This window comes from Pseudomonas sp. 3A(2025) (assembly GCF_054589175.1).
In genome coordinates this window covers 139,771-166,677 of the sequence record NZ_BAAILM010000048.1, presented here as the reverse complement: position 1 = coordinate 166,677, position 26,907 = coordinate 139,771, and the positions used below count along the sequence as shown (strand labels likewise).

Here is a 26,907-nt window from a genome sequence, read left to right as displayed (position 1 = left end):
TTCTCCTTACTTGGCAGCCATGCGCAGCGCGCCATCCAGACGGATGACCTCGCCGTTGAGCATGCTGTTTTCGATGATATGGCGGGCCAGTGCGGCGTATTCGTCCGGGCGGCCCAAACGCTGAGGAAACGGTACGTTGGCGGCCAGCGAGGCCTGAACGTCCGCAGGCATGCCGGTCATCATCGGGGTTTCGAAGATACCCGGCGCAATGCACATCACCCGGATGCCGGAACGCGCCAGATCACGCGCCAGGGGCAGGGTCATGGCTGCCACACCACCTTTGGACGCTGCATACGCCGCCTGGCCCATTTGCCCGTCAAAGGCGGCGACCGAGGCGGTATTGATGATCACACCGCGCTCGCCAGCTTCATTGGGCTGTCCCTGCGCCATGGCTTCGGCGGCCAGGCGTAGCATGTTGAAACTGCCGATCAGATTGATCTCGATCGTGCGGCGAAAGCTCGACAGGCCGTGGACACCGTTACGGCCCAATACCTTCTCGGCCGGTGCCACGCCTGCGCAATTGACCAACCCGTGCAGGTTGCCAAAGTTATCGATGGCAGCGGACACAGCGGCTTGAGCCTGCTCTTCACAGGTGATGTCGCCCTTGAAGAACACCGCGCCGGCACCCAACTCTTCAGCCCGTGCAGCGCCCGCCTCGGCATTGATGTCGACCAGCAGCACGCGTGCGCCCTGCCCCGACAGTTCACGCGCCGTCGCCAGGCCAAGGCCGGAACTGGCGCCGGTGATCAGGAAAACCGAATCTTCGATACGCACGTTATCAACTCCTCTGGATCAATGAGTGGTCGCCACGTTTGCCTTGGCGACTTCCTGATTGCGCAGCAAAAACCGCTGAATCTTGCCGCTTGGGGTTTTCGGTATTTCGGCGACGAACTCGATTTCGCGCGGGTAGGCATGGGCCGACAAGCGCTTGCGCACGTACTGCTGCAAGTCGTCGGCAAGTTCAGGGGTGGCGGCATAACCGGCTTGCAGCACGACAAAAGCTTTGACCCGCTCGGTGCGCTCGGGGTCGGGCTTGCCGATGACCGCCGCCTCGACCACGGCCGGGTGCTCGATCAGCGCGCTTTCGACATCGAAGGGGCCGACCCGGTAGCCCGAGGTGGTGATCACATCATCGGCGCGTCCGACAAAGCTGATACTGCCGTCTTCATTAAGCTCCACCGTGTCGCCGCTCAGGTAGTAGCGCCCGACAAACGACTTGGTTGCCATGCCCAGGTAACCGGGAAACCAGAACAGCGGCGATTGCTGCATGTCCAGCGCCAGAGTGCCCGGCACACCGGCAGGCAGTTCCTGGAGATTTTCGTCGACGACGACCACGCGGTGGCCGGGCATGGCGAAACCTGCCGCGCCAAGGCGCACCGGGTGTGCCAGCGCGTGGTGGTTGCACAGCACCATGCCCAGTTCGGTTTGCCCGTAATGGTCATGGATGATGCAACCCAGATGATCGTTAAACCAGCGGATAACCTCCGGGGTCAGCGGCTCGCCCGCACTGCTCACCACCCGCAGACGACCGCTGATGGCGGCCTGCACTTCCTCGCGCGCGGCCAGCAACAGGCGAAACGCGGTGGGCGATCCCGCCAGGTTGGTAATGCCGTATTCATTAATGATGCGGCAGGTGCTTTCGACGCTGAACGGCCCCTCGTAAAAGGTGGTCGCGTGACCCATGGCGAGCGGCGCGGTGACGGCGTAATACAGGCCATAAGCCCAGCCGGGGTCGGCCAGGTTCCAGAAATTGTCTTCGGGGCGCAGATCCACCGCACTGCCCAGGTAACTGACGAAAGCCACGATCGCCTTCAACGGCACAGTCAATGGCTTGGCCAGACCCGTTGTACCGGAGGTGTACATCAGCAGGAACGGGTCTTCGGCGCGGCGCAGCACCGGCTCGAAACGAGTGTCCTGCGGCGCAAGCTCGGCCCAGAAGTCCAAGCCCACGGTCAACGCGCGCAATGCGTGATCGAACTCGTCGAGTTTGCTGTGGTTAGCCACATCGGTTACCACCAGTTTCGCGCCGGAACCCTTGACCCGGTGCTCGATGGCTTTGGGCCCGAAGGCGGTAAACAGCGGTTGGTAGACCGCGCCAATTCGCCATGTGCCGAGGATGACCACCAGCAGTTCGGGGCATCTGGGCAGCAAGCCCGCCACGCAGTCGCCAGGTCCGACGCCGATGCTTTGCAAGTAATGGGCGAAGCGTGCCGAAGCCTCCTGAAGCTGAGCGAATGTCCAGACCGCTCGTTCACCATTGCGACCTTCCCAATACAGCGCCACACGCCCCGAGTCGGCGTGCCGGTCGCAGCATTCGACGCAGGCATTGAGCGCCTCAAGATCACCCGTCAGGGTGGTTGAAACAGCATTCAGGTAATCAAACTCAAAGGCGGCATCGAAGTAATCGCGCATGGACTGGCCTCCCGGTTTTTGTTGTTGGAGTGCCGGAATAATCAAGCCAGATGCGCGAAGCGGCAATGTCGAAAGGTATCAACTGGAAAGAGAGGATTTGACAAGCTGGCTGCTACTTTACCGGCTACGTTACCTGCGGGTGTATCAGTAAGCGGTATTGGCCGGGCGCCAGGCCGGTCCACTTCTTGAAGGCCTTGTAAAAGGCACTGGTATCGGCAAAGCCCAACTCAAGCGCCAGCTCGGTGAAGTTGCCCTCTCCGCTGTCCAGACGCGCGACAGCCAGATCTCGCCGCACCTGGTCTTTCAGGCTCTGGAACGACTGCCCCTCCAGCGCCAATTTGCGGTGCAGGGTCGACGACGCCATATAGAAATGGCTGGCGAGCGCTTCCATGTCGGGCCAGCGGGCGGGCTTCACGCTGCGCAAGTAGGCCTTGATGCGCGCTGCCAGACTCTGGGGGTCGCGATAGCGAACCAGAATGTTCTCCGGCAAGCCGGCCAGAAAACGCTTCAGGTCGTGTGACGTGCGACGCACCGGCAATTGCAGAAAATCGGCATCGAACAGCAAGCGGCTACAGGGTCTTGAAAAGCGCAGGTTGGCGCTGAACATGACCCGATAATCGTCAATGAACTCCGGGGCCTCACAGCGCAGGTCGACCCCTAGAATGGGGAGACGCCGCCCGGCCAGCCAGCACAGCAAGCCGTGGACCATCAACCACAAGGTGAAGTAGCTGAAGGCCCGGCATTGCTGAGGTTGCGCTTCGACCAAGGCGATTTCCGCCTGGCCATTCTGATTGACCAGCCGTGGCGAAAAGTCGTCGAACACCAGGTTGAGCAAGCGCAGCATGCCCTCAAGCGCGGCCCCCAGCGTGGACTCCTTCAGGGCTGTACGGGTCATGTAGGCAAACGTGCCCGACTTCATTCGCCGTGCGTTCATGCCAAAAAACTCATCGTCCATGGCCTGCGCAATCAAGCGCCAGAGCTGGCCGTAGCGTTGTGAAGAGACCCGCCCAAACGGGTTGGCGAGAAGTTGTGCAGGAATCCCGGCTTGCGCCAGCAACTCGTCATCGTTGCCGCCGCGCTGGCGTAACTCCAGCAACGCCTCCTGCACCAGCAGTACGGAAATGGTGCCTTTATCGGCGCAGGTTTCAGGCATTTCTGCGCAACAAGGTTTGCGGGGCAACGCCAAAGGCTTTGCGAAACGCGTGGCTGAAATGCGAGAAGTCGGTGAAGCCGAATTCCAGGGCCGCATGGGAAATGCTGCGAACCCGACCGCGCTCGATGGCGTCGCGACTGGCATTCAGGCGCTCTTTCCAGATCTGCGCGACCGGGGTTTGCTGGTAGCGGGCAAACGCCCGGGTCACGGTGCGTGTGGAAACGTGGTGGGCCTGGGCGATACGCTCGATCGAAAGCTCCGGGTCGGTCAGGTGCTGGAGGATGTAATTCATGCTGCGCCCATACAAATCAAGCTCGCCATGGGCGGCTTTCAAATCCTGAAGTTCAAGGCTGATCACCAACAGATCGAGCAAGGTGCTGGAGTAACAGCTCGCCATGGCGTCGTCTTGCATGAGTGCCGGCGTGCTGGCGGCCTGACGCAGCATTTCGCGCAGCGGGATAACACCCGGCCGACGATCATCCAGCACCCGCGCCGCAAAGTCGGTAACCCCAGGCACCCTTGTGCTGAGCAACGCCCTTGGAATCCGCAGCAAGTGGTTTTCCGGCCCCCCAATGCTGAATCGAAAGGGTTCGGATGCGTCATAAAGAAACAGACTTTCAGCAACCAGCCTGGCTTTGCGTCCACCCTGCTCCAGTTCACCGGCCCCTCGCCGGGTATACCCCAACCATAAATCATCACTGGGGCCGCTGCGCAAATGCTGTGCAGACCGCTCCCAGTAATGCAGGGGTGCGCCCAGCGTGCAGATGTCCATTTTGCCTATACCCTGCACGTCAAGCGAACCGTCAAAACTGCTCTGTTCCAGCGGTTTGCTGTCGGCGGCCAGGCAATGGCGACATACCACTTCTTTCCAGTATTCAAAGCGCCGGGGCGCCGAAACGGCAAGGGTCGAATACTGACTGGTCTGGCTCATGGCAGTGACTCCACGACGGCTGTTCATGGAAAACGGTGTCGGTAACACGGCTCCATTCGTAGCAATTTGCAGGCCAGTCAAGCTCACTACCCCTTACTGATGACGCCCGCAACGTACAAGTCCTGCACATCCGACGCCGAGTACCCCAGTTCTTCAAGCAACGCCTCCGAATGACTGCCCAACTCAGGCACCCCGAGCCGCGCCCCAAAACGCTGGCCGTCCATTTCAAACGGCAGCATGGGCACTTTTACCTCTTTGCCAGAGGGAGTCGTCAGCGCTGCCATGCCGCCCGATGCATTCAAATGCTGATCGTCAAACAAATCCTCTGGCCGTTGGATGGGCGAGAACGGTAGCCCTGCCGCTTCACATCGCGCCATCACATCGGCCTTGCTCATGGCGCCAAGGCACTGCCTCACGTGCGGCAGCAGCTCATCACGTACCTGCACCCGCTGGTTGTTCAGCGCCAGCTCGGCGTCCACGGCCCAGTCACTGAAACCAAAGGCCTGGCAGAAGCTTTGCCATTGGCCGTCGCTGACGACTCCGAGGAAGACCTGCTCATCGTCGGCGGTGGTGAATACATCGTAGATCGCCCAGGCGGAGACGCGATTGGGCATCGGCGCGGCGGCTGTGCCGGTGACCACTTTCTGCATCATGTGCTGGGCGACGAGAAAGGCCGAGTTCTCGAACAGCCCGGTTTGCACGAATTGCCCCAAGCCCGTGGCGTTGCGCTGGTACAACGCCGCCAGAATCGAAATGGCGCTGAACATGCCGCCCATGACGTCATTGACCGATGCGCCGGCCCGCAATGGCCGGCCAACGGGACCGGTCATGTAAGCCAGGCCGGTCATCATCTGCACCACCTCATCCAGCGCTGTACGCTGGTCGTAAGGGCCGGGCAGAAAGCCTTTCATCGAGCTGTAGATGATCGATGGCTTGATGGCTTTGACCTGCTCATAGCCGAGCGCCAGTTTTTCCATGGCGCCGGGGCGAAAGTTTTCGGTGACCACGTCGGCACTGGCGATGAGTTTGCGCACGGCCAGCATGCCCTGTTCGCTTTTCATGTCGACCGCAAAGCTTTTCTTGTTGCGGTTGTAGGTCATCCAGTAGCCGGCGCCCGAACCGCGCAAGCGGCGGGTATTGTCGCCTGCGGCTGCCGGCTCGACCTTGATCACCTCGGCGCCAAGATCGGCCAGCACCAGGCCACAGGTCGGGCCCATGACCATGTGCACGAACTCGATCACCCGAATGCCGGCCAGTGGCAGGGCCTTTTCAGACGTCGGCTGCATGTTTATTTGCATGTTTATTGTTCCTTGCTGGCGTAGCGAAAGTTCTTGCCGACACCGGCGTCGGGAATGAAACCGTACAGCGGCTCGCCCGGCAGGCCTTTGTGCAGCCACTCGCGGGCGGCCACCAGGCGATCAATGTCGATGCCGGTGCGCAAGCCCATGGATTCGAGCAGGTACACCAGGTCTTCGGTGACGATATTGCCCGACGCGCCCGGTGCATAAGGGCAGCCGCCGAGACCGCCTTGCGATGCATCGAAGGTGGTGACGCCCGCCTCCAGCGCCGCGACCACGTTGGCCAGGCCTTGGCCACGCGTATTGTGAAAGTGCGCGCTGCCGGCAATGGCGCCCAGTTCGCTGCGCAAGCGGGTGAATAACTGGCGCACCTGGCGCGGATTGGCGTAGCCCACCGTGTCGGCCAGCCCGACCTCGTCCACCCCGAGCCCGGCCATGGTCAGCGCCATGCGCAGCACATCGTCGTCGGGCACCACACCTTGCAGCGTGCAACCGAACACCGTCGACAGCCCCGCCTCTATCTGCACCTGCGGATACTGTTGATCGCGCAGCGCAACCACCGAACGGACCTCTTCGATCACCTGCGCGTGGGTCTTGCGAATATTGGCCAGCGAGTGGGGTTCGCTGACCGAAACCGGCATGGTGATTTTCTCCACGCCGACCTCGAAGGCGGCCTGCGCCCCTTTGAGGTTGGGCACCAGCGCCGTGACGAACACGCCGGGCAAGGTACGTGCATGGGCGACCAGTTGCGCGGCATCGGCCATTTGCGGCAGCAGTTTGGGTGATACAAACGAGCCAATCTCGATTTCGCGCAACCCGGAGGCGGCAAGCGCCGAGAGCCATTCGATTTTCAGTGCCGTCGGCATGCAGGTCTTGACGCTCTGCAGTCCATCGCGGGGGCCGACTTCACTCACCAGAATGTCGATGTCGTGATTACTGTTGTACATGAGACGACCTCTTGTTAGTGCAGGATGGAAAGCGCGCCGATCAGCAGCGACATCACAAACATCACCCCCACCGTGCCCAGCGACCACTTGAACGAAATGCGCTGGTTGTTGGCGTAATCGACATCGAGCAAACCGCACAGCAGATAAGTCGATGCCACCAGCGGGCTAAGCACATGCACCGGTTGCCCGATCAGCCCGGCGACGGCCATTTCCATCGGGCCGATGCCGTAGTGGCTGGCGGTGTCGGCGAGGATCGGCAGGATGCCGAAATAGAACGCATCGTTGGTCAGCACATAGGTGCCCGGCAGGCTGATCAACGCGGTGATCAGCGACATGTATTGCCCGGCCCATTGCGGAATGATGTAGATCAGGCTTTCGGAAATGGCCTTGATCATGCCGGTGCCGCTCATGATGCCGACGAAGATGCCGGCGGCAAAAATCAACAGCGACACCAGCATCACGTTGTCGGCGTGGCGCGCGATCAAGGCTTTCTGTTCTTCGATTTTCGGGAAATTCACCACCGCGCCCAGACCGAAGGCCAGCATGAACAGAATCGGCAGCGGCAGGACACTCATGACCATGCAGGCAATCAGGGTGATGGTCAGCACGGCATTGAATGCAAAGCGCCAGTCGCCGGGCGTGGACTCCTTGAAGTGGTCCATGCCCTCGCCTTCGCGCAGCTCGATCACCCCCAGACGCCGCTTTTCCATGCGCCCCAGCAGAAAGGCGACAAACACCACCCACACCACGGCGGCGAGCATCATCGGCAGCATTTCCATGAACAGGTCGGCAATGTCGACATGCATGGCGCTGGCGGCGCGGGAAAACGGCCCGGCCCAGGGCAGCATGTTCATCACGCCGTTGCTGAGCAGCAGCACCGTCGCCATGACTTGCAGGCGAATGCCGGTGCGCCGGTACAGGGGCAACAGCGCGGCGGTGGTGATGATGTAGGTGGTCGCGCCGTCGCCATCCAGGCCCACACAAATGCCCAGAATCGCGCTGCCGATGACGATTCTCTGCGGGTCGCCCCGGACGATCTTGAGGATCAGCTTGACCAGCGGGTTGAACAGCCCGGCGTCGGTCATCATCGAGAAGTACAAAATCGCGAAGGTCAGCATGATGCCGGTGGGTGCGAGCATCTTCACACCGTCGATCATCATCGGCCCAAGCCCTGCGGCAAAACCGCCGATACAGGCAAAGACCACGGGCACCAGCATCAAGGCCACCAACGGCGAGAGGCGTCGGCTCATGACCAGGTACATGAAGCAGGTGATCATCGTATAGCTGAGGATCGTCAGCATGGGTTCCCTCTTTTTTTTGGTTTTGTCCGGGTAGTTTTCAGGCTATGTGCCAATCCTGGCTCGGAACTCGTAGGAGCTGCTTCAGCAGCGAATAAGGGCGGCGCCTGCTTCCCGGCTGAAGCCGGTCCTACGGGTCAGGTCAGACCGGCAGCCCCTTGGCGCGCAACAGCGCGTCGAAGCGTTCCGGGTCGGCGGTGCCGAGGCGATTGGTCTCGCGAATCGAGGCTTCGCGTTCAAGGTGGGCAAGGGTTTTGGGCAGTAGCGCTGCGACATCCGCCTGCGGTACCGCCAGCACGCCATCGGCATCGCCCAGCATCAGGTCACCGGGCATGACGCACAGGCCGGCACAGGCAATCGGCACATTGATTTCGCCAGGACCATCCTTGCTCGGGCCGCGATGGGTGTGGCCCGCCGCAAACACCGGCAGGATGCCTTCGGCCAGCTCTTCCAGATCACGCACGGCGCCATCGATAACAATGCCGCCAAGCTTGACCCGCAACGCGGTGGTGCGCACCAGACCACCAATCACCGCCTGGCTAAGGTCGCCCGCGCCATCGATGACCAGCACATCGCCGGCCTGCACCATCATCAGCGCCTTATGCACCATCAGGTTGTCGCCCGGTCTTACCCGCAAGGTAAACGCCGGGCCGCACAGTTTCAGCGACAGATCACCGTGATAAGCATGCAGGCCACGGGCACCGATGTTGCGGCCCAGGCAATCGCCCGCCACGGCCACAGGGATAGTGCGAAACGCCTCGATCAGTTCAGAACTCAGGGCCTCGTTACGCGGGTTGATACGGTAGCCGGTGGGCCAGTCGTTGAGGGCAGAAACAGTCATGGTGAATCTCCGGTCAGAGGGAGAGCTGATCAGCATTGATGCACGAGGTCCGTGGCAGAGGCTGGCCGTCAAGCACGGCTAAAACAGTTGTTGCTGCATCACGGGCCATGGCAGCCAGCGCGGCCGGAGTCGAACCGCCGACATGCGGGGTAAGCACGACGTTATCCAGCGCCAGCAAAGGGCTGTCGGACGGCAGCGGCTCGATGGCCATGGTGTCCAGACCCGCTGCGTACAACTGGCCACTGCGCAAGGCAGCGACCAGAGCGGCCTCGTTCACCACCTCACCACGCGCGGTATTGATCAGCACCGCGCCTTCTGGAAGCTGCGCCAGTTCGGCGCTGCCGATCAGGTCATGGGTTTGCGCCGTGAGCGGTATGTGCAGGCTCAAAATCTGGCTTTGGCTGAGTAATTCAGGCAGCGAATTCACGGCGACAGCGCCCAGTAGGTCGCTATTGGCGTTGAGAAACGGGTCGTAAACCCGCACGGACATGCCCAGCGCCTGACACACCGTGGCGACTTTGCGCGCTACCTGGCCAAAACCCACAAGTCCCAGCGTGCGCCCGCTCAACTCCAGCCCGTCTTGCGCACGGGACCAGCGACCGGCGCGAATTTCGCTGTCCATCCAGCTGACTTTACGAGCGGCGGCGAACATCAAGGCCAGGGTCATTTCACACACCGACTGCGCGTTGGCACCCGGCGTGACATATACCGGAATACCTCGGGCGCTGGCGGCAAGCACATCAATGTTGCTGACGCCGACGCCGTGTTTGCAGATGACTTTCAGGGTCGGGCACGCGTTGATCGCCTGCTCGCTCAACTCGAAGGTGCGGGAGATCACTGCGTCGACCGGCTCGGTTGCCATCAGCCGCTCGATGTCGGCGACTTCCTGGCCGGCGCGGACAAACAACACGCGGCAGCCGCGCTGCTCCAGCAGGCTCAACCCGGCCGGGGCCAATCGCTGTGCGGTGACAAGAATGGTGTAAGTCATGGGGATGCCCTGTTTTGTCATGGCCCCATGGTTAACCGATTACTCGTATAAATCTATTTCCGCTTTTTTATTCAAATATGAATTTCAGGAATAGCAATACCCAAACGTTTTCCTGTACTGGGGCCATGGGTAACACTCAGGAAAGAGGCTCAGGCGGAGTCGACGTGATCCGTGAACAGGGCCGCGCCTTCGCGCTTGAGTAAATCCACCACGTACGCGGTGGGCGGTGAAACGTAGGCTTCGCGGCGCATCACCACGCCGAAGCTGCGCTTCATGGTGGTTTCCGGTAACGGCACTTCGCGCAAGGTGGCGCCGATCTTGCCCGTGCCCAGGTTGTGCCTGGAAATAAAACTCAACAGCGGCGTATGAGTAATCAGCCGCGGCATCATGTTGATCGAGTTGGTCTGAATCTGAATCTTCGGTGTATCCAGTCGATGATTGAAAAACGTGTTGTCCAGCCAGCGCCGTGTGGCCACCGTGGGCGCCGCCAGTACCCAGCGCCACTTACATAGATCCGCCATGGCAATCGGTTGTTCGAACAATGCATGGTCGGCACTGGCGACCACCACCACCTCGTCCTGTAACAACGCAAAGGTGTCGAACTGAGCGACATCGACCGCTGATAACGGAGCAATCAGTAAATCGAGCTGCCCGGTACGCAGTGCATTGAGCAACATATCGTTCTGCCCTGTGATCAGTTCCAGGGTCAAATCGGGGGCTGTGTCCAGCAGCAATGACACCAGGCTGGGCAACAGGTATTCCGCCGCCGTGGGGCCACAGCCCAGGCGCACATTACCGACCGTGCCCTTGGCAAAGTCCTGAATTTCGCGGCGGGTTTCCTGAACGCCCTGGCGCAGGTGCCGCGCCCGGATCAATAACAGCTCTCCGGCAGGCGTCAGGCGCATGCGCCGCCCTTCGCGAAAAAATAGCGCTGTGCCAAGTGTTTCTTCCAGGCGCTGAATGCTTTTTGACAACGCCGGCTGGGTGCGATGCAACTTGTCACCGGCGCGCCCCAGGTTGCCTTGGTCGGCGATGGTTTCGAAGTAATAAAGGTCGCGTAAGTCCATCTATTGCATCATCCACATTAAATTGAGCAACGGGCTGAGTCGCCACCGATAAATACCTGAATAAAAAACATGCAACTTGCATCGATGACCAGAGTCCTATTAAGCAACATAACCTGATCACCCTGAAAGCATGGAGCAACAATGTCTAAACTCGCTGAATTCCGCCAACTCGAACGTCATCTTGCCGAGCAGCTTGCCGCACTTGAGGCCATGAAAGGCGACAAGGGCCTTGAGCAGGAAATCGAATTCGAGACCAAACTGCGTGCCTTGCTGGGCGAGTACAACAAGAGCCTCAAGGACATCACCTCTATCCTTGGCCACCAACCCAGTGCCAAGCCTGGCCGCACAGTGGCTGCACCTGAAAAAGCCCCGCGCAAGCCTCGTTCGGTGAAAATCTACAAGAACCCGCATAACGGCGAAATCGTAGAAACCAAGGGCGGCAACCACAAAACATTGAAAGAGTGGAAAGCCGAATATGGCTCGGACACGGTGGAGTCGTGGGTGTCCTGACCTGAAGGGTTTGTACAAGAAAGGGCCTGTGCAGGCCCTTTTTTTATATCACAACAATGGCTGTATATTTATACAGTTATTTTCTGGTCCCCGTAAAAACGGCACTTTCCTGTAACTGACCTGTTGCTTTTTCAGCGGCTACAGCATCGCTGAATAGTGCCGAAATCCCTGTATTCGTTGGTCGAATCCGATAATTCACCCTCAGGTGACAACATTCACTCCCCTGGAGAGGGCAAATCTGGCGATGCACCCAAATACTGTATTTATATACAGTCAAGCTATCATCAGCCCAATCCCTGCCCCTGCCGACGCCAGCCCGATCACTCGAATCAACGCCGCACTGCCAGCAGGCACCCAACGCGCCAGACCATAACCTGCAGCATGCAAAGCCGATGTCGCCAGCACAAAGCCGATCGCGTAACTCATCGGACTGCTCATCTGTGGCAGCTCAAGCCCGTGAGCAACGCCGTGCGCCAGGCCGAACAGCCCGGTAATCACCAGAGCGATCAGCTTCGGCAGCCTTGCCGCCACCGCAACCAGCAAGCCCAAGGCAAGCACGGAAGCGGCAATGCCCGTCTCCAGCCAGGGCACAACAATCCCGTCAAAGCCCAACAATCCCCCCAGCAGCATGCAACCCACAAACGTCACCGGCAGCATCCAGCGTGTACTGCCCTGTTGCTGCGCCGCCCACAGGCCGACGGCGAACATCGCCAGCAAGTGATCCAGCCCGGTCAGCGGGTGCGACACACCGGCCATCAGGCCCGATTCGGCATGCCCTGGATGAGCAAAGGCAAACACCGGGACGGCACATAAAACAGCGCCCAACGTCAGGCGCAGGGATCGAGTCAATCGCATGAAAGGCTCCTTGAGGATGATAAAGGCAAGGTGCCGAACGCCATCGGCACCTTGTTGAGGGTTACTCAGGCACGCGGTGGTTTGGGGAATGCGCCACGCGCCTGTTCGTAGGCCTGGGCTACGCGCAGCGCCAGGGCGTCCTTGAAGCGCGGGGCGACGATCATCATCGCCACCGGCAAGCCATCGGCCAGGCCCGCCGGAATCGAGGTCGCCGGGTGGCCGGTCAGGTCGAACGGCGCGGTGTTGGTGAGCATGTTCAGCGCGCTGTGCACGTACTCTTCGATGGGCGCGTCGGCCGGGGTCAGTGGCGTGGCCACGAACGGCATGGTCGGCATCACCAGCACATCGAAGTCCTTGAACGCTTCGTCATACTGGCGAGTGAGTTCAGGCACCAGCATCCGCGCCTTGGCGTAATAAGCGCCGTGCAGATTTTTCAGGCTGTAATGGCCGGTCAGGGCCACGGCACGCACGCTGCTCGACAACGCATCGGCGTGCTCGCGGCGTTTGGCACCGAAGTAACTCATGATGTCCGGGTCGTAGTAGCCGTCGACGTTCATGCCGTAGCCGTTGCCTTGCAGCATCTGGTACGCCGCGCCGTCGGTGGCAATGACGTTCCACATGTGCAGCGCCACGCCCGAATGCCAGGGCGCGCTGGCTTCACCGACAACGGCGCCGAGGCTTTCCAGTTGGGCGACGGCCGCTTTGACCAGCGCATCGACCTGGTCCTCGGACACACCGGGGATGGCAAAGCCTTCACGCAGCAGGCCGATTTTCAGGCCGGCCACGCCCTGGTCCAGGGTCGCTACACAGGCCACGGCCGGCGGGTTTTTCTGCCGTGAATCGAGGCCATCGGCGCCGGCAATGACATCGAGCATCACCGCCACATCGCGCACGTTGCTGGCCATCGGGCCGACGTGGTCGATGGTGCGCTCGATAGGGAAAGCGCCGGTGTACGGCACCAGACCGTATGTGGGTTTATGCCCGACGATGCCGCTCCAGGCCGACGGCATGCGAATCGAGCCGCCCTGGTCGCCGCCGATGGCCATGTCGACCTCCTCCAGCGCGACCAGCACCGCGCTGCCGCTGGAAGAGCCGCCGGCATTACGGGTCAGGTCCCACGGGTTTTTCACCGGGCCACTGGCGGCGGTGAAACTGGCCCCGGAGAAGCACAGGTCTTCGCAGACCGACTTGCCGACGACCGTGGCGCCCGCCGCCAGCAAGCGTTTGACCACCGTGGCATCTTCGGAAGGCACATAACCGTCCAGGCTCAAGGAACCGTTGGCCATCGGCACGCCGGCCACCGAGACGTTATCTTTGATCACCACGGTCTTGCCGGCCAGCGGGCCTTGGGCGGCGCCGGCAATGCGGGTTTTCACGTACCAGGCGCCGTGCAGGTTCTCAGTGTCGCTGGCTTTGCTGAACTCACGCTGTGGCGGCTGCTGGGCCACGGTGGCCGCGTACAGCGCGTCGATGGCTTCGTAGGAACCCAGGGTTTCATCTGCCAGATTCAAGAAAGACTCCATCTGGCTGTCGCTCAGGTGATAACCGTGATCTTCAGCGGCAAGCAGAAAGTCAGCTTTGACAGGGCGTTTTACGGACATGAGGTGTTCTCCGGATATAAATGGGGGCTGCCTGCGATCAGGCAGTCAGGCATTCCGGAGGACCTCGTTGTCCGGGCCGGTCGCCACGCGGTGATCCATACCTGCCGAGTCAGGGCGTATGGCATCCTCCGCGCAGAAGAGTGTCAGGCCCGCAGGGCCTGGCAGTCAGGAACAGGCTTTTTGAAACAGTTCGTGGGCTTTCACCAGAGCTTCAGCGATCTTTTCCACCGGCTCGCGCTTGGCCATGGCTTGATCGCGCAAGGCGTTATAGGCGTCGATTTCCGACAGGCCCTTGGTTTCGATCAGGATCATCTTGGCCTGCTGCACGGTGCGCATCACTGCCATTCGGCCTTCGAGGCGCTTGACGTGTTTTTCGCGCTCGCGGGCCTTGCGCGACTGGCTGAGCGTCAGCGCCAGCGCGGTCAGCAGGCCGAAAGAGCGCACCGGCGAGGCGATCACCGAGCAGGCATTCAGTTGCACCAGTGCCTCGACAATGATCGGGTTTTCATAGGCGATCACCGGAATGATCGGCGGCGTACTGGCGTGCAGCAGCCACGGCGCATTGGTCGCCAGGCTTTCCGGCGAAACCGCCAGCACGATGACGTCAGCCTCGGTGCTGAGCCGTTCCGGGATCGGCCATTGCACCCGCACCTGGCAGCCGATGCGCTGCAATTGCGCGATCAGGTTGCGGCCATCTTCATCGTCCGGGTGTACCACCAGCACGCTGATATCGCGCAGGTCCTTGATGCCGGCGCTGCTGTCGTTGCGTTGGCGCTTTTTAGCCGCGCGTAACGTCATAGCGCTCTCCCGGCGGTGCTGGACCAGTCGTTCAGGCGTGGCGCAACGGCGTAAGGATCCGGTTTCAGGGCGCTCTGGCTCTCATGCAGGATGTCAAACTGGCCTTCGGCATTGGCCCGGCCAATACGTGAAAACAGCCAGGTGTGATGGTTGTGCGCATCGACCCGCACGCGGCCTTGCGGCGCCTCGAACTCCAGGCCGCGCAAGGCTTGCAGCACGTCGTCGACCTCGGTACTGCCGGCGTTGAGAATCGCCTTGGCCAGCAGGTGTACCTGAAAATAGGCAGCTTCCCAGCAGCGGTCGGTGACTTGCTGCTGGCCAAACAGCTCGCGGTACTGGGCGATGCACTGGCGGTTGATCGGCGTGTCGATCGACTGAAAATAAGTGGCGGCCGAGATATGCCCGGCGCCCAGGTGAGCGCCCATCTGCTTGATGTCGGTTTCGCTGGTAGTCAGGCTGGCAATCGGCATCACCGCAGGATCGAAACCGGCGTCGGCGTAGGCCTGGTACAAATGCGCCATGGTCTCGCCGACCACGGTAGAAAAGATGAACGACGGCTTGAGTTCCCGGGCCTTGACCATCAGTTTGGCAAAGTCTTCGGGGCGGGCGTTTTTCAGCGGCAGGTAATATTCGCCCAGCTTGGTGCCGCCGCGCTCATACAGCAGGTCGCTCATCAAGCGGTTGGTTTCATACGGGTACACGTATTCGGAGCCGATCATCAGCACCCGGTTGCCGAAGTTATCCAGCATGTAGTTACCCAGCGGCACGGCGTTGTGATTGGGCGTTGCGCCGGTGTAGATGATGTTGCGCGAGTATTCGAAACCTTCGTAGTACACCGGGTACATCAGCAGCGCATCAAAGCGCTCGACCACCGGCAAGGCGGCCTTGCGCGCCGCCGAGGTGTAGCAGCCGAAGAAGAACCGCAGGTTCTCTTCACGAATCAGCGACTCGATGTGCAGGGCATACAACGCGGGCGTCGAGTCGGGATTGCGCACGATCAACTCCAGTGGCCGCCCGCCTACGCCGCCGGCGGCGTTGATCTGCTGGATGGCGAACTGTGCGCCGCGCATTGTCGAGCCTTCGGGGGCCGCGGTGACACCGGTATCGGAAAACAGACCGCCTATGCGGATCGCCTGGTCAACCATGGCTAGCAACCTTGTTCAACGTGAAATGAGACGCCCGGCATCCGTCGGGGTCCTGAAATGCAGCAAAGGGATGAGGCGGCTTGTGCCTGCTACGGACGCGACAACGCTGTCGGGGTCCGTCATGCGAGGGACCTTCCACACCTGCCGAGGATGGGCGTGTGACAAGGGACCCTGCGAGGGTATGGTTTTCTGCCATGCAGATTGCGGGCCATGGGCCAAATGTCATGCCTCATGCAGGACCAGTAGGAGGCAGCTCTGCTGGCGAAAGGGCCAGTACCTACGACGCATTTTCAGCGTCTGTCATGCAGTCATCGCCAGCAGAGCTGCCTCTTACAGAGCTGTGGGGTGCTGAAATATTTTGGTGCAAATTGTGGATTTTTGCGCCAATCCGGCGCATCTCGATTTTACGTGCAATAGATGCAGAGAGCTGCCTGATCACCGCCAATCGTCAATTGGCACCACCCTTGCAGTCTCATCCCTGAGACATCGCGCCAGCTGTTTGCCCTACGCCCCATTGGCAAGTAGGGAGACACCCGGCGCACGACTGGATCGGACACAGTTGTCCCGCCAGATTCGGCACAAGAAGCCTGACCTCCCGGTTATCGAATTAACCGGGACGTCGGGCTTTTTTTATTCCTGGGGAGAAATCAGATGCACAACGACAAGCGCCGTTTGATCAAGCAAGCCCTGTTGCTGGGGGCCTTCAGCCTGTTGCCGTTTTCTTTGGCCAGCCAGGTGCAGGCGGCAGAGACCGTCAAAGTGGGGATCATCCATTCGTTGACCGGCACCATGGCCATGAGCGAGGCCTCGGTGGTGGATGCCGAAAAACTGGCCATCGACGAGATCAACGCCAGTGGTGGCGTGCTCGGTAAAACCATCGAGCCGATTGTCGAAGACGGCGCCAGCGACTGGCCGACTTTCGCCGAAAAGGCGCGCAAGCTGCTGGAAAACGACCATGTGGCCGCGACCTTCGGCGCCTACACCTCGGCCTCGCGTAAAGCCGTGTTGCCGGTGTTCGAGCGCAACAAGGGCCTGCTTTACTACCCGACCTTCTACGAGGGCCTGGAGAAATCCCCGGCGATCATCTACACCGGCGCCGAGGCTTCGCAGCAAACCCTGGCGGCCGTCAGCTGGTTGATGGCCAACAAGGGCAAAAGCGTCTATCTCGTGGGTTCGGACTACATCTGGCCGCGCACCACCAACAAGCTCGCCCGCGCCTCGGTGACCAAGCAAGGCGGCTCGATTGTCGGTGAGGATTACCTGCCGCTGGGCAATATCGAGTTCTCTTCGGTGATCAACAAGATCAAGGCCGCCAAGCCCGACATCGTCCTGTCGACCATCGTCGGCGGTTCCAACGTGGCGTTCTACAAACAGCTCAAGGCCGCCGGCATCGACAGCAGCAACCAGACCCTGATGGCGCTGGCCGTCACCGAAGAAGAGGTCACCGGTATCGGTGCGGAAAACCTCACCGGCTTCCTGACCTGCATGAGCTATTTCCAGAGCCTGAAAAACCCGGTCAACGAGAAATTCGTCGCCGCGTTCAAGGCCCGTTATGGCGAAAAACGTGTGGTCGGCGACCCGATGGCCGCCGCTTACACAGCGGTGTATCTGTGGAAAAAAGCGGTAGAAAAAGCCGGCAGCTTCGACGTGCCAGCGGTCATCGCCGCGTCTTCGGAACTGACCCTTGCCGCGCCTGAAGGCGAAATCAAGGTGCACAAGGATAACCACCACCTGTGGAAGCAGGCGCGCATCGGCACCATCAATGCCCAGGGCCAGGTCGATGTGATCTACGAGTCGGCGCCGATCGAACCCAATCCCTTCCCGAAACTGTAATGCAGGGCCGGGCGCGACTCACCTCGCGCCTGCAGCCACCCCTTACGTGCAGCGACAGGTAGCGACGCAATGACTCTCGATATTCTGATAATGCAGGTCTTCAGCGGGTTCTCGCTGTTCTCGGTGCTGGTGCTCATGGCACTGGGGCTGACCATCGTCTTTGGCCTGATGGGCGTCATCAACATGGCGCACGGCGAGCTGATGGCGCTGGGGGCGTACATGACCTACGTCACCTCGCTGGTGTTCCAGCGCTATTTTCCCGAGCTGATGGGCTGGTACTTCATCGTCGGCATCGGCGTGGCCTTTACCGTGACCTTTGCCTTCGGCCTGGTGCTCGAACGCTGCTTCATCCGCTTCATGTACAACCGGCCGCTGGACACGTTGCTGGCCACCTGGGGCCTGTCGCTGGTGTTGCAGCAAGTGTTTCGCCAGGTCTTCGGGCCCAAGGAAGTCAGCGTGCCGACCGTGCAATGGCTGCAAGGCGCCTGGAAGATCAGCGAAGGCCTGGAATTGCCGCTGAACCGGATTTTCATCATCGGCCTGACACTGGTGATTGCCGGCGCCGTGTTCCTGTTTCTGTACCGCAGCCGCTGGGGCCTGCGCATTCGTGCGGTGACCCAGAACCGCGCCATGGCCGGTGCTGCCGGTATCAACACCGCACGCGTCGATGCCGTGACCTTCGCGCTGGGCTGCGGGCTGGCCGGTATCGCCGGCAGCTCGTTCACCATGCTCGCCTCGACCGGTCCCGTGAGCGGCCAGCAGTACCTGGTAGACACCTTCATCGTCGTGGTGTTCGGCGGTGTCGAGAGCCTGCTGGGCACCTTCCTGTCGGCGTTCGCCATCGGCCAGACGCAAATCTCGCTGGAGTACCTGACCACCGGCTCCATGGCCAAGGCCATCACCCTGATGGTGGTGATCGTGCTGCTGTTCTTCCGCCCCAACGGCCTGTTTGCCGCGAAAGTGAGACGCTGAGATGAATGACATGACTGAAAAGCCGTTTTCGCTCACCAAGTCCCGAGCGCCAGCCTGGCTACGGGCCGGCTGGTTGCCGTTGCTGGAACGTCACAGCCTGATCTGGCTATCGATTCTGTTGCTGGTGGTGCTGCCGCTGAGCCTGGGTGATTTTCGCCTGGGGCTGGCCGGCAAATACCTCAGCCTGGCGTTCTGCGCCGTGGGCATGGTGCTGATCTGGGGCTACGGCGGCATTCTGAGCCTGGGCCAGGGCATCTTCTTCGGCCTGGGCAGCTACATGATGGCAATGTTCCTCAAGCTGGAAGCGACCGCCAACGATGAAGCCGCCAGCGCCCTCGCCGCCTTCTACGGCTCGGCCTTGCCGGACTTCATGATCTGGAACAGCGTCGAGTCCTTGCCCTGGTGGTGGAAGCCGTTCGAGTCGGCAACCTTCACGATTGCCGCGATCCTGATCATCCCGGCGCTGCTGGCCTTCGTGTTCAGCTACGCCTACTTCAAGAAGCGCGTCGGCGGGGTGTATTTCTCGATCATCACCCTGTCGCTGGCCTCGATCATGTCGATCATGATCATCGGCCAGCAAGGCTACACCGGCGGCGTCAACGGCCTGACCGACTTCAAGACTGCCTTCGGCCTGAGCCTGCAAACCCAGCAGGCGCCCTGGATCCTGTACCTGATCACCACCGTGCTGCTGCTCGCCAGCGTCGCGTTGTGCGGTTTTATCCTGCGCAGCCGGCTGGGCAAAGTGGTGGTCGCCATCCGTGACCGCGAAGACCGGGTGCGCTTTTCCGGCTACAACACCGCGCTGTTCAAGGCCTTTATCTTTGCCGTCGCCGCGCTGATTTCCGCGCTGGGCGGGGTCATGTTCACCTTGCAGGTCGGCCTGGCGTCGCCGTCGCTGGTGGGCATCATCCCATCCACCGAAATCGTCATCTACGCCGCTCTCGGCGGGCGCCTGTCGCTGGTCGGTGCGGTCTACGGCACGCTGCTGATCGGCGTGGCGAAAACCTACCTGTCGGAGAACTTCGTCAGTTTCTGGCAGTACTTCATCGGCTTTCTGTTCATGGGCGTGGTGCTGTTCCTGCCGTCCGGGCTGGCCGGCCTGTTGCAACGATTTGGCAAACGAGAGGTACAGCCATGAGCGGCATGTTGCTGAGTGTCGAAGACCTGACAGTGTCGTTCGATGGCTTCAAGGCGGTCGACAGCCTGAATTTCTATGTCGAGGAAAACCAGGTGCACGTGGTGATCGGCCCCAACGGCGCCGGCAAAACCACGCTGCTCGACATGATCTGCGGCAAGACCCGGCCCAGCGCCGGCAGTATCCGCTTCAAGGACCTGCAACTGGCCAACATGATCGAGTACCAGATCACCCGCGCCGGCGTGGGCCGCAAGTTTCAGAACCCGTCGGTGTATGAAGACCTGACCGTGCGCGAAAACCTCGACATCTCGTCTCCCGACAAGCGCGGCATTTTCAACTGCCTGTTCGCCCGCAAGGACCCGGCATTACAGACCGAAATCGAACAGACCGCCGAAATGATCTTTCTCCACGATCAGTTGGGGCGCAAGGCCGGGCTGCTGTCCCACGGCCAGAAGCAGTGGCTGGAAATCGGCATGTTGCTGATGCAACGCCCGCAATTGCTGCTGCTCGACGAGCCGGTGGCCGGCATGAGCGCAGGCGAACGGGAGAAAACCGCCGGCCTGCTCAAGCACATCGCCAAGGGCCGCGCCATGGTCATCATCGAACACGACATGGAGTTCGTGAAATCGGTGGCCGACAAGGTCACCGTCCTGCACCAGGGCAAAACCCTGGCGTACGGCTCGATGGACAAGGTGCAAAACGATCCTCGCGTCATCGACGTCTACCTGGGGCACTGAGCATGCTGACCGTCAATAATCTCAACGTGTATTACGGCGACAGCCACGTGCTGCGCAACCTCGACCTGAACCTGGCGCCGGCCGAGTCGCTGGCGATCATGGGCCGCAACGGCATGGGCAAGACCACGCTGCTGAAAAGCCTGGTGGGAATGCTGCCGGCGCGCAGCGGCAGCATCAAGCTGGCCGGTACCGAACTGACCGGGCGCAAAAGCTACGACCGCGTCGCGGCCGGTGTCGGCTTTGTGCCGCAGGGGCGCATGATCTTTCCGTTTCTGAGCGTCGAAGAAAACATCCTCACCGGCATGCAGGGCGCCAAGGCCGCGCCGATTCCCGATTACATCTACGAGTATTTCCCGGTGCTGTTCGAGATGCGCCGGCGCAAGGGCGGCAACCTCTCTGGTGGGCAACAGCAACAACTGGCGATTGCCCGCGCGCTGGTCTCCAACCCCAAGGTGCTGATTCTCGACGAACCTACCGAAGGCATTCAGCCGTCGATCATCAAGGACATTGCCAAGGCGCTGAACCTGCTGAAAAAGGAGCGCGGCTTCTCGCTGATCGTCTCCGAGCAGGTGCTGTCGTTCGCCATGGCCGTGGCCGACCGTTACCTGATCATCGAGAAAGGCGAGTTCGTGCACAGCGAGGTCCGCGAAACCGTCGACCGCGAGCGCATCCTGCGCTACCTGACCATCTGAAACCGGCCCCGGAGAGACCGTCATGTTGATACTCGACCGCATCGTCGGCCAGGCCAGCGACCCTGCCCTCGCCGAGCGTTTGCATGACCTGAGCCACAGCGGCCAGGTCGAAACCCTGAGCCTGTCGGCCAGCGACATTCAGCGCCACCGGCTGCGCCTGGCCAGTGACCGGGGCACCGATTGTGCGATTCGCCTGGAGCGTCATCAGCAACTGCGCAACGGCTCGGTGCTGATGCTCGATGGCCAGCGCGCCATCGTCGTACAGATGCAGGACCAGCAGTACCTGACGCTGCGCCCGCGCGATGCGGCGGCCGCGCTGGAGCTGGGTTACTTCGCCGGCAACATGCACTGGAAAGTACGTTTTGACGGCGACACCTTGCAGGTGCCGCTCAACGGCCCCGAAGCCGACTATCTGGAACGCCTGGCGCCGATGCTGGCCGACGGCCGGATTTGTCGACCATGAATGCACTGCACAGCAGCCTGCTGGCGTTGCAGCAGGCCGACAGTTTTTTTCCCGGTGGCGCGGTCGCCTGGTCATGGGGGCTGGAAACGCTGGTTGCCGATGGCCGGCTGGGCATTACCGAGACACAGCCTGTCCGGCGCCGTCAGCGTGATCGGGATCGCAGCGCTGAAGTGCGCGGCTTTGTCGAAGGCCAGTTGCGCCATCGCTGGGCCAGTTTCGACCGGGCATTCCTGTGCGCCGCCTGGCACGCCGCCGACGACATGCCGGCGTTACTGGCGCTGGATGCGCAAATCGAGGCCCTGACCCTGGCCGAAGAACTGCGCCAGGGCTCGCGCCGCGTCGGCCAGTCCTTGCTGGGCGTGCATGTGGCCCTGGGCACTGCGGATGCTGCGGCCTACCAGCGCCATGTGCTGGCCGCTGAAACGCCCGGCCATCTGCCGGTGCTGCAAGGCTTGCTGTGGCAACGGCTGGGCATGGATTGCGAGCACAGCCAGTTGGCCGGCGCCCACGCGCTGTGTACCGGGCTGGTCAGCGCGGCGGTGCGCCTGGGCGTGATGGGCCATATCGACGCGCAACGGGTGCTGACCGACATCCAGCCGCTGCTGCTTGAAGTGCTCGCGCAGCCGGCGCCGGACATTGAAGACGCCTGCGGTTTCACGCCCATGGCCGAGATCGCCGTGATGCGCCATGAAACCCAGGACTTGCGCCTTTTCGCCAATTAATCGAGGAACCTGAGCATGCTGCTGACCCCCACCGAACTGGAACGGCTGACGCTGTACAGCGCCGCCGAGCTGTCGCGCAAGCGGCGCGCCAAAGGCCTGCGCCTTAACTTTCCCGAGGCCTCGGCGTTGATCGCCGACGAGATTCTCGAAGGCGCCCGTGAAGGCCGCAGCGTTGCCGAACTGATCGGTTTTGGCTCGACGATTCTCAACACCGACGATGTGCTGCCCGGCGTCGCCGAACTGCTGCCGGTGCTGCAAGTGGAAGGCACTTTTCCCGACGGCACCAAGCTGGTCACCGTGCACCAGCCCATTCGCCCCGGTCGCCTGCCGTTGGCCAGCCTGCCCACACCCGGAGAAATCATCGCCGCCCCCGGCGATATCCAGCTCAACAGCGGCCGCCCCACCGCCACGCTGCGGGCGGTCAACACCGGCGACCGTCCGGTGCAGATCGGCAGCCACTATCACTTTTTCGAGGTCAACAAAGCCCTGGATTTTCCCCGCGACATCGCCTTTGGCATGCACCTGGACATTCCGGCCGGCACGGCGGTGCGTTTCGAGCCCGGCGAGCTGCGTGAAGTGCAACTGGTGCAGTTCGGCGGCAGCGGCGACATTCATGGCTTCAGCGGTTTGACCAACGGCAACCTGCACGACCCGGCCTGCAAGGCGGCGGCGCTGCAGCGCGCGCGTGCCCAACAGTTCAAGGGGGCCTGAGGCATGGCAACGATGACCCGTAAGGAATACGCCGCCATGTACGGCCCCACCGTGGGCGACGCGGTGCGCCTGGGCGACACCTCGCTGCTGGCCGAAGTCGAGTTCGACCATTCGGTGCCCGGCGATGAATGCCTGCACGGCGGCGGCAAGACCCTGCGCGACGGCATGGGCCTGATGCCCGGCCACGACAGCGACGATGGCGCGCTGGACATGCTGATCTGCAACGCGCTGATCATCGACCCGGTGATTGGCATCGTCAAAGGCGATATCGGCATCAAGGACGGCAAGATCGTCGCCATCGGCAAAGCCGGCAATCCGCAGGTCATGGACGGCGTACACCCGCAATTGATCTGCGGCGTGGCCACCACGGTGCGCGACGCCGAGGGCCTGATCGTCACGCCGGGCGGCATCGATGTGCACGTGCATTTCGACTCGGCGCAACTGTGCGAACACGCGCTGGCGGCCGGTCTGACCACGCTGATCGGCGGCTCGCTGGGCCCGATCACGGTCGGCATCGACTGCGGCGGCGAATGGAACGTCGGCAAGATGCTCCAGGCTTCCGAGGCCTGGCCGATCAACTTCGGCTTTCTCGGGCGCGGCAACTCCAGCAAACCCGAATCGCTGCTCGGCCAACTGCGCGGTGGCTGCCTGGGCTTGAAGATTCACGAAGACTGGGGCGCAATGCCGGCGGTGATCGACACCTGCCTGAAGGTCGCCGACGAGTACGACTTTCAGGTGCAACTGCACACCGACACCCTGAATGAATCGGGGTTTCTCGAAGACACCCTGGCGGCAATTGGCGACCGCACCATTCACATGTACCACACCGAGGGCGCCGGCGGCGGGCATGCGCCGGACATCATCAGCGTGGCCGGCAAGGCCAACTGCATTCCCTCCTCCACCAACCCGACCAACCCGTACACCGTGAACACGTTCGACGAGCACCTGGACATGATCATGGTCTGCCATCACCTCAACCCCGACGTGCCGGAAGACGTCGCCTTCGCAGAATCCCGGGTACGTCCGCAAACCATCGCCGCCGAGGACATCCTGCACGACACCGGGGCGATCTCGATTCTGGGCTCCGACAGCCAGGGCATGGGCCGTATCAACGAAGTGATCTGCCGCACCTGGCAACTGGCGTCGAAAATGAAAGACCAGCGCGGCCGCCTGCCCGAAGAAAGCACCGCGCAGGGCGATAACGAGCGGATCAAGCGCTACATCGCCAAATACACCATCAATGCGGCAAAAGTGTTCGGTATCGACCGCTACATCGGCTCGCTGGAGCCGGGCAAAATCGCCGACCTGGTGCTCTGGCGCCCGGCGTTTTTCGGCATCAAGCCGGAACTGGTGGTCAAGGGCGGCTTTATCGTCCACGGCGTGATGGGCGACTCGGCCGCCTCGCTCTACACCTGCGAGCCGCTGGTGATGCGCCCGCAATGGGGCGCGTTCGGCGAGGCCAGGCAGGCGCTGTCGGTCAATTTCGTCAATCGCCTGGCCGTCGAGGCCGACACCGCCAGCAAGCTGGGCCTGAAAAAAGCCCTGCTGCCGGCCATCGGCACCCGCACGCTGCGCAAATCCGACATGTTGCACAACGATGCCTGCCCGGACATTCGCGTTGACCCGCAGACCTTCGATGTCTATGCCGACGGCGAGCGCCTGACCTGCGAGCCGGTCAGCGAAGTGCCGCTGGCCCAGCGCTACATGCTGCGTTGATCCCTATTCTGGAGCCTTGATGATGAATGCAGTGCCTGTAACGTCTCTACAACCGCATCCCGGCGCCGCGCGTGTAGGTATCGGCGGCCCGGTCGGCTCGGGCAAGACCCGCTTGCTGGAGCAATTGATTCCACGTTTTATCGCCCGCGGCACGCAATTGGCGGTGATCACCAACGACCTGGCGACCCGCGAAGACGCCGAGCGGGTGCGGCGCAGCGGCCTGATCGACCCGCTGCGGGTACGCGCGGTGGAAACCGGCGCCTGCCCGCACACCGCGATCCGCGAAGACCCGACACTGAACCTGCAAATGGCCGACGAACTGGAAGCGCAGTTCGAAAACCTCGACCTGGTGCTGATCGAATCCGGCGGCGATAACCTGGCCTCGACCTTTTCGCTGGATCTTGTCGACTACTGGATCTTCGTCATCGACGTGGCCGGCGGTGACGATATCCCGCGCAAACGCGGGCCCGGCGTGTTGAGCTGCGACCTGCTGGTGGTCAACAAATACGACCTGGCGCCCTATGTCGGGGTCGACCTGCCGCGCATGCGCCGCGAGTCCGCCGAGGCCCGCAACGGCAAGCCGGTGCTGTTCACCAACTGCGCTACGGGCGAAGGCGTCGACGCGGTCGTCGAAGCCATCAGCCGCGCCGTGCTGTTTGATCGCCCATGAACATTACCTTCAGCCAGAGCCCGGCGGGCACCACCTACATCAGCGGGCAACAGGTCGGTTACCCGTTTCACCTGGGGCGCACGCTGAAACTGCCGGATGACCCGCCGGGCATGGCAGCGGTATACCTGCAATCGTGCTCCGGCGGGATTTTTGCCGGTGAAAACCTGCTGGTGCAGCTGCATGCCGAGCCCGACGTACAGGCCCACGTCAGCACCGGCGCGGCAACGGTGGCGCACAGCATGCTGGAGCGACCGGCGCGGCAAGTCGTCAATCTGGTCGCCCAGCGTGGTGCATTGCTGGAATACCTGCCGATGGCGACCATTCTGTTTCCGCAGGCAAAACTGCACAGCCAGGTGAACGTGACTCTGCATGGCGAGGCCAGGGTGATGCTCTGCGACGCCATGTGCCTGCATGCGCCGCAAGGCAACGTCGGCGTGTTCGACCACTATCGCGCCGATCTGGCCGTACGCAGCCCGTGCGGACGCTTATTGGCCGGCGACCGCCTGGCCCTGAGCGGGCAGGACATGCAGCGCCAGTTGCCCGGTGTCAGCGAGCACATGCAAGCGCTGGCGACCTTCATGCTGGTGGGCCATGACCTGCCGGTCGAGGCATTGAAACGCAGCCTGCGTGAAGCGTTGTCTGCCCTGCCCGACAGTTACCTGGGCGTCAGCGCGCTGCCCAACGATTGCGGGGTCAGCGTGCGCCTCATGACCGTGGACGCGGTGGCTTTGCGCGTGGCGCTGCATCACGCATGGGCCACCGCGCGCCAGTTGCTGACCGGTGTTGCGCCGCGGGTGCGGCGCAAATAAAGGGTTATGGGCGGATCAGAGGTTACCGGCCCACACCGTGGGGCGGCGATCAGCCCATGGCTGTGCGCGTTCCAGTTGCCCGGCCAGACTCAATAACAGGCCTTCGGCACCGAAGCCGGCCATGAACTGCAGGCCGATCGGCAAGCCGCTGTGCGCATCATGCGCCAGCGGTACGGACATCGCCGGCGACCCGATGACGTTGGCCAGCGCGGTGAATGGCGACTGATTGAACACCCTGTGCATCCAGCCGCGGGCGTCCAGGTGCTCCTGGCCTGCGTTGTAGCTGCCAATCAGCGGCGCCAGGCCGGGCAAGGTCGGCGACAGCAGCAGGTCGTGCTGCTCAAACAAACGGCCCATCTGCCGGGCAACGATATTGCGCTCGTACAGCGCGCCCAACAGTTCGGTGGCGCGCAGGATTTTGCCGGACCGATACAGCGCCAGCGTCGCCGGCTCCAGGTGCTCGGCATCTACCGTGCGCCCGGTGGCGGCGGCAATGGCGTCGATCCAGGCAGTGGTATTGGACGACCAGAAGCGCGTGTTCAATTCGACAAAAGCCTCCCAGCTGATGCCGATGTCCGGCTGCACCTCCTCGACCCGATGCCC

The 26,907-nt window shown here is 61.9% G+C and carries 27 protein-coding genes; 12 read left to right on the top strand and 15 right to left on the bottom strand.

The genetic code is table 11. The features are described from left to right. Positions 1-6 precede the first annotated feature (6 nt). From ACYP2A_RS18600 to ACYP2A_RS18555, 10 genes are all read right to left on the bottom strand, one after another. The gene (locus ACYP2A_RS18600; protein ID WP_459747160.1) at positions 7-774 is read right to left on the bottom strand and encodes a 3-hydroxyacyl-CoA dehydrogenase; all 768 of its coding nucleotides are present in this window, start codon (positions 772-774) and stop codon (positions 7-9) included. 18 nt (positions 775-792) lie between these two features. After that, the gene (locus tag ACYP2A_RS18595; protein ID WP_459747159.1) at positions 793-2,412 is read right to left on the bottom strand and encodes an acyl-CoA synthetase; all 1,620 of its coding nucleotides are present in this window, start codon (positions 2,410-2,412) and stop codon (positions 793-795) included. A gap of 124 nt (positions 2,413-2,536) precedes the next feature. After that, positions 2,537-3,565, bottom strand: coding sequence for an AraC family transcriptional regulator (locus ACYP2A_RS18590; protein ID WP_459747157.1), 1,029 nt, complete (start codon positions 3,563-3,565; stop codon positions 2,537-2,539). Then, on the bottom strand, positions 3,558-4,496 hold the full coding sequence (locus ACYP2A_RS18585) for an AraC-like ligand-binding domain-containing protein (protein WP_459747155.1): 939 nt from the start codon (positions 4,494-4,496) through the stop codon (positions 3,558-3,560). Before ACYP2A_RS18585 ends, ACYP2A_RS18590 begins: the two co-directional genes overlap by 8 nt. 86 nt (positions 4,497-4,582) lie before the next feature. Then, positions 4,583-5,782, bottom strand: coding sequence for a CaiB/BaiF CoA transferase family protein (locus tag ACYP2A_RS18580; protein ID WP_459747362.1), 1,200 nt, complete (start codon positions 5,780-5,782; stop codon positions 4,583-4,585). 14 nt (positions 5,783-5,796) lie between these two features. Beyond that, positions 5,797-6,741 (bottom strand): hydroxymethylglutaryl-CoA lyase, encoded by a 945-nt coding sequence (locus tag ACYP2A_RS18575; protein WP_459747152.1) that lies wholly within the window; start codon positions 6,739-6,741, stop codon positions 5,797-5,799. 14 nt (positions 6,742-6,755) lie between these two features. Then, entirely contained in the window at positions 6,756-8,042 is a 1,287-nt protein-coding gene (locus ACYP2A_RS18570; RefSeq protein WP_459747150.1) for a CitMHS family transporter, read from the bottom strand. Positions 8,043-8,181: 139 nt separating this feature from the next. Then, positions 8,182-8,880, bottom strand: a complete 699-nt coding sequence (locus ACYP2A_RS18565; protein WP_459747149.1) for an RraA family protein — start codon at positions 8,878-8,880, stop codon at positions 8,182-8,184. A 13-nt stretch (positions 8,881-8,893) separates the two neighbouring features. Further along, the gene (locus ACYP2A_RS18560; RefSeq protein ID WP_459747148.1) at positions 8,894-9,868 is read right to left on the bottom strand and encodes a hydroxyacid dehydrogenase; all 975 of its coding nucleotides are present in this window, start codon (positions 9,866-9,868) and stop codon (positions 8,894-8,896) included. 149 nt (positions 9,869-10,017) lie between these two features. Next, positions 10,018-10,935 (bottom strand): LysR family transcriptional regulator, encoded by a 918-nt coding sequence (locus tag ACYP2A_RS18555; protein ID WP_459747147.1) that lies wholly within the window; start codon positions 10,933-10,935, stop codon positions 10,018-10,020. A gap of 141 nt (positions 10,936-11,076) precedes the next feature. Here ACYP2A_RS18555 and ACYP2A_RS18550 point away from each other — a divergent pair, with 141 nt between their 5' ends. After that, positions 11,077-11,445 carry a histone-like nucleoid-structuring protein, MvaT/MvaU family gene (locus ACYP2A_RS18550; RefSeq protein ID WP_459747146.1) on the top strand — a complete coding sequence of 123 codons (369 nt, stop codon included), beginning with the start codon at positions 11,077-11,079 and terminating at the stop codon, positions 11,443-11,445. A 273-nt stretch (positions 11,446-11,718) separates the two neighbouring features. On the opposite strand, the gene ACYP2A_RS18545 is transcribed toward ACYP2A_RS18550, so the two are convergent. From ACYP2A_RS18545 to ACYP2A_RS18530, 4 genes are all read right to left on the bottom strand, one after another. After that, positions 11,719-12,300, bottom strand: a complete 582-nt coding sequence (locus ACYP2A_RS18545; protein WP_459747145.1) for a HupE/UreJ family protein — start codon at positions 12,298-12,300, stop codon at positions 11,719-11,721. 65 nt (positions 12,301-12,365) lie between these two features. Continuing rightward, positions 12,366-13,901: an amidase gene (locus tag ACYP2A_RS18540; RefSeq protein ID WP_459747144.1), complete on the bottom strand. Its 1,536-nt coding sequence runs from the start codon at positions 13,899-13,901 to the stop codon at positions 12,366-12,368. Between the two features lie 165 nt (positions 13,902-14,066). Beyond that, positions 14,067-14,699 carry an ANTAR domain-containing response regulator gene (locus ACYP2A_RS18535; protein ID WP_459747143.1) on the bottom strand — a complete coding sequence of 211 codons (633 nt, stop codon included), beginning with the start codon at positions 14,697-14,699 and terminating at the stop codon, positions 14,067-14,069. Further along, positions 14,696-15,844 carry a transporter substrate-binding domain-containing protein gene (locus ACYP2A_RS18530; RefSeq protein WP_459747142.1) on the bottom strand — a complete coding sequence of 383 codons (1,149 nt, stop codon included), beginning with the start codon at positions 15,842-15,844 and terminating at the stop codon, positions 14,696-14,698. The genes ACYP2A_RS18535 and ACYP2A_RS18530 overlap by 4 nt, the downstream gene beginning before the upstream one ends. Before the next feature lie 651 nt (positions 15,845-16,495). Here ACYP2A_RS18530 and urtA point away from each other — a divergent pair. The 11 genes from urtA (at position 16,496) to ACYP2A_RS18475 (ending at position 26,304) form a co-directional block, all read left to right on the top strand. Next, positions 16,496-17,677: an urea ABC transporter substrate-binding protein gene (gene urtA, locus ACYP2A_RS18525; RefSeq protein ID WP_459747141.1), complete on the top strand. Its 1,182-nt coding sequence runs from the start codon at positions 16,496-16,498 to the stop codon at positions 17,675-17,677. 69 nt (positions 17,678-17,746) lie between these two features. After that, a complete protein-coding gene (gene urtB / locus ACYP2A_RS18520) occupies positions 17,747-18,649 on the top strand; it encodes an urea ABC transporter permease subunit UrtB (RefSeq protein WP_459747140.1) in 903 nt (300 codons plus the stop codon). A gap of 1 nt (position 18,650) precedes the next feature. Then, positions 18,651-19,787, top strand: coding sequence for an urea ABC transporter permease subunit UrtC (gene urtC, locus ACYP2A_RS18515; protein ID WP_459747139.1), 1,137 nt, complete (start codon positions 18,651-18,653; stop codon positions 19,785-19,787). Further along, positions 19,784-20,521, top strand: a complete 738-nt coding sequence (urtD, locus tag ACYP2A_RS18510; RefSeq protein ID WP_459747138.1) for an urea ABC transporter ATP-binding protein UrtD — start codon at positions 19,784-19,786, stop codon at positions 20,519-20,521. The genes urtC and urtD overlap by 4 nt, the downstream gene beginning before the upstream one ends. Positions 20,522-20,523: 2 nt before the next feature. After that, positions 20,524-21,213, top strand: a complete 690-nt coding sequence (urtE, locus tag ACYP2A_RS18505) for an urea ABC transporter ATP-binding subunit UrtE (RefSeq protein WP_459747137.1) — start codon at positions 20,524-20,526, stop codon at positions 21,211-21,213. A 22-nt stretch (positions 21,214-21,235) separates the two neighbouring features. Continuing rightward, on the top strand, positions 21,236-21,676 hold the full coding sequence (gene ureE, locus ACYP2A_RS18500) for an urease accessory protein UreE (RefSeq protein WP_459747136.1): 441 nt from the start codon (positions 21,236-21,238) through the stop codon (positions 21,674-21,676). Next, complete coding sequence (locus ACYP2A_RS18495) at positions 21,673-22,398, top strand: urease accessory protein UreF (protein WP_459747135.1); 726 nt, start codon at positions 21,673-21,675, stop codon at positions 22,396-22,398. Before ureE ends, ACYP2A_RS18495 begins: the two co-directional genes overlap by 4 nt. A 15-nt stretch (positions 22,399-22,413) precedes the next feature. Beyond that, positions 22,414-23,109 (top strand): urease subunit beta, encoded by a 696-nt coding sequence (locus tag ACYP2A_RS18490; RefSeq protein ID WP_459747134.1) that lies wholly within the window; start codon positions 22,414-22,416, stop codon positions 23,107-23,109. Positions 23,110-23,112: 3 nt separating this feature from the next. After that, a complete protein-coding gene (gene ureC, locus ACYP2A_RS18485; protein WP_459747133.1) occupies positions 23,113-24,825 on the top strand; it encodes an urease subunit alpha in 1,713 nt (570 codons plus the stop codon). A 19-nt stretch (positions 24,826-24,844) separates the two neighbouring features. After that, on the top strand, positions 24,845-25,495 hold the full coding sequence (gene ureG / locus ACYP2A_RS18480; RefSeq protein ID WP_459747132.1) for an urease accessory protein UreG: 651 nt from the start codon (positions 24,845-24,847) through the stop codon (positions 25,493-25,495). Beyond that, complete coding sequence (locus ACYP2A_RS18475) at positions 25,492-26,304, top strand: urease accessory protein UreD (RefSeq protein ID WP_459747131.1); 813 nt, start codon at positions 25,492-25,494, stop codon at positions 26,302-26,304. Before ureG ends, ACYP2A_RS18475 begins: the two co-directional genes overlap by 4 nt. A gap of 15 nt (positions 26,305-26,319) precedes the next feature. Here ACYP2A_RS18475 and ACYP2A_RS18470 read toward each other — a convergent pair. Then, on the bottom strand, positions 26,320-26,907 hold a 588-nt coding region (locus ACYP2A_RS18470), incomplete at its 5' end, for an amidase family protein (protein ID WP_459747130.1).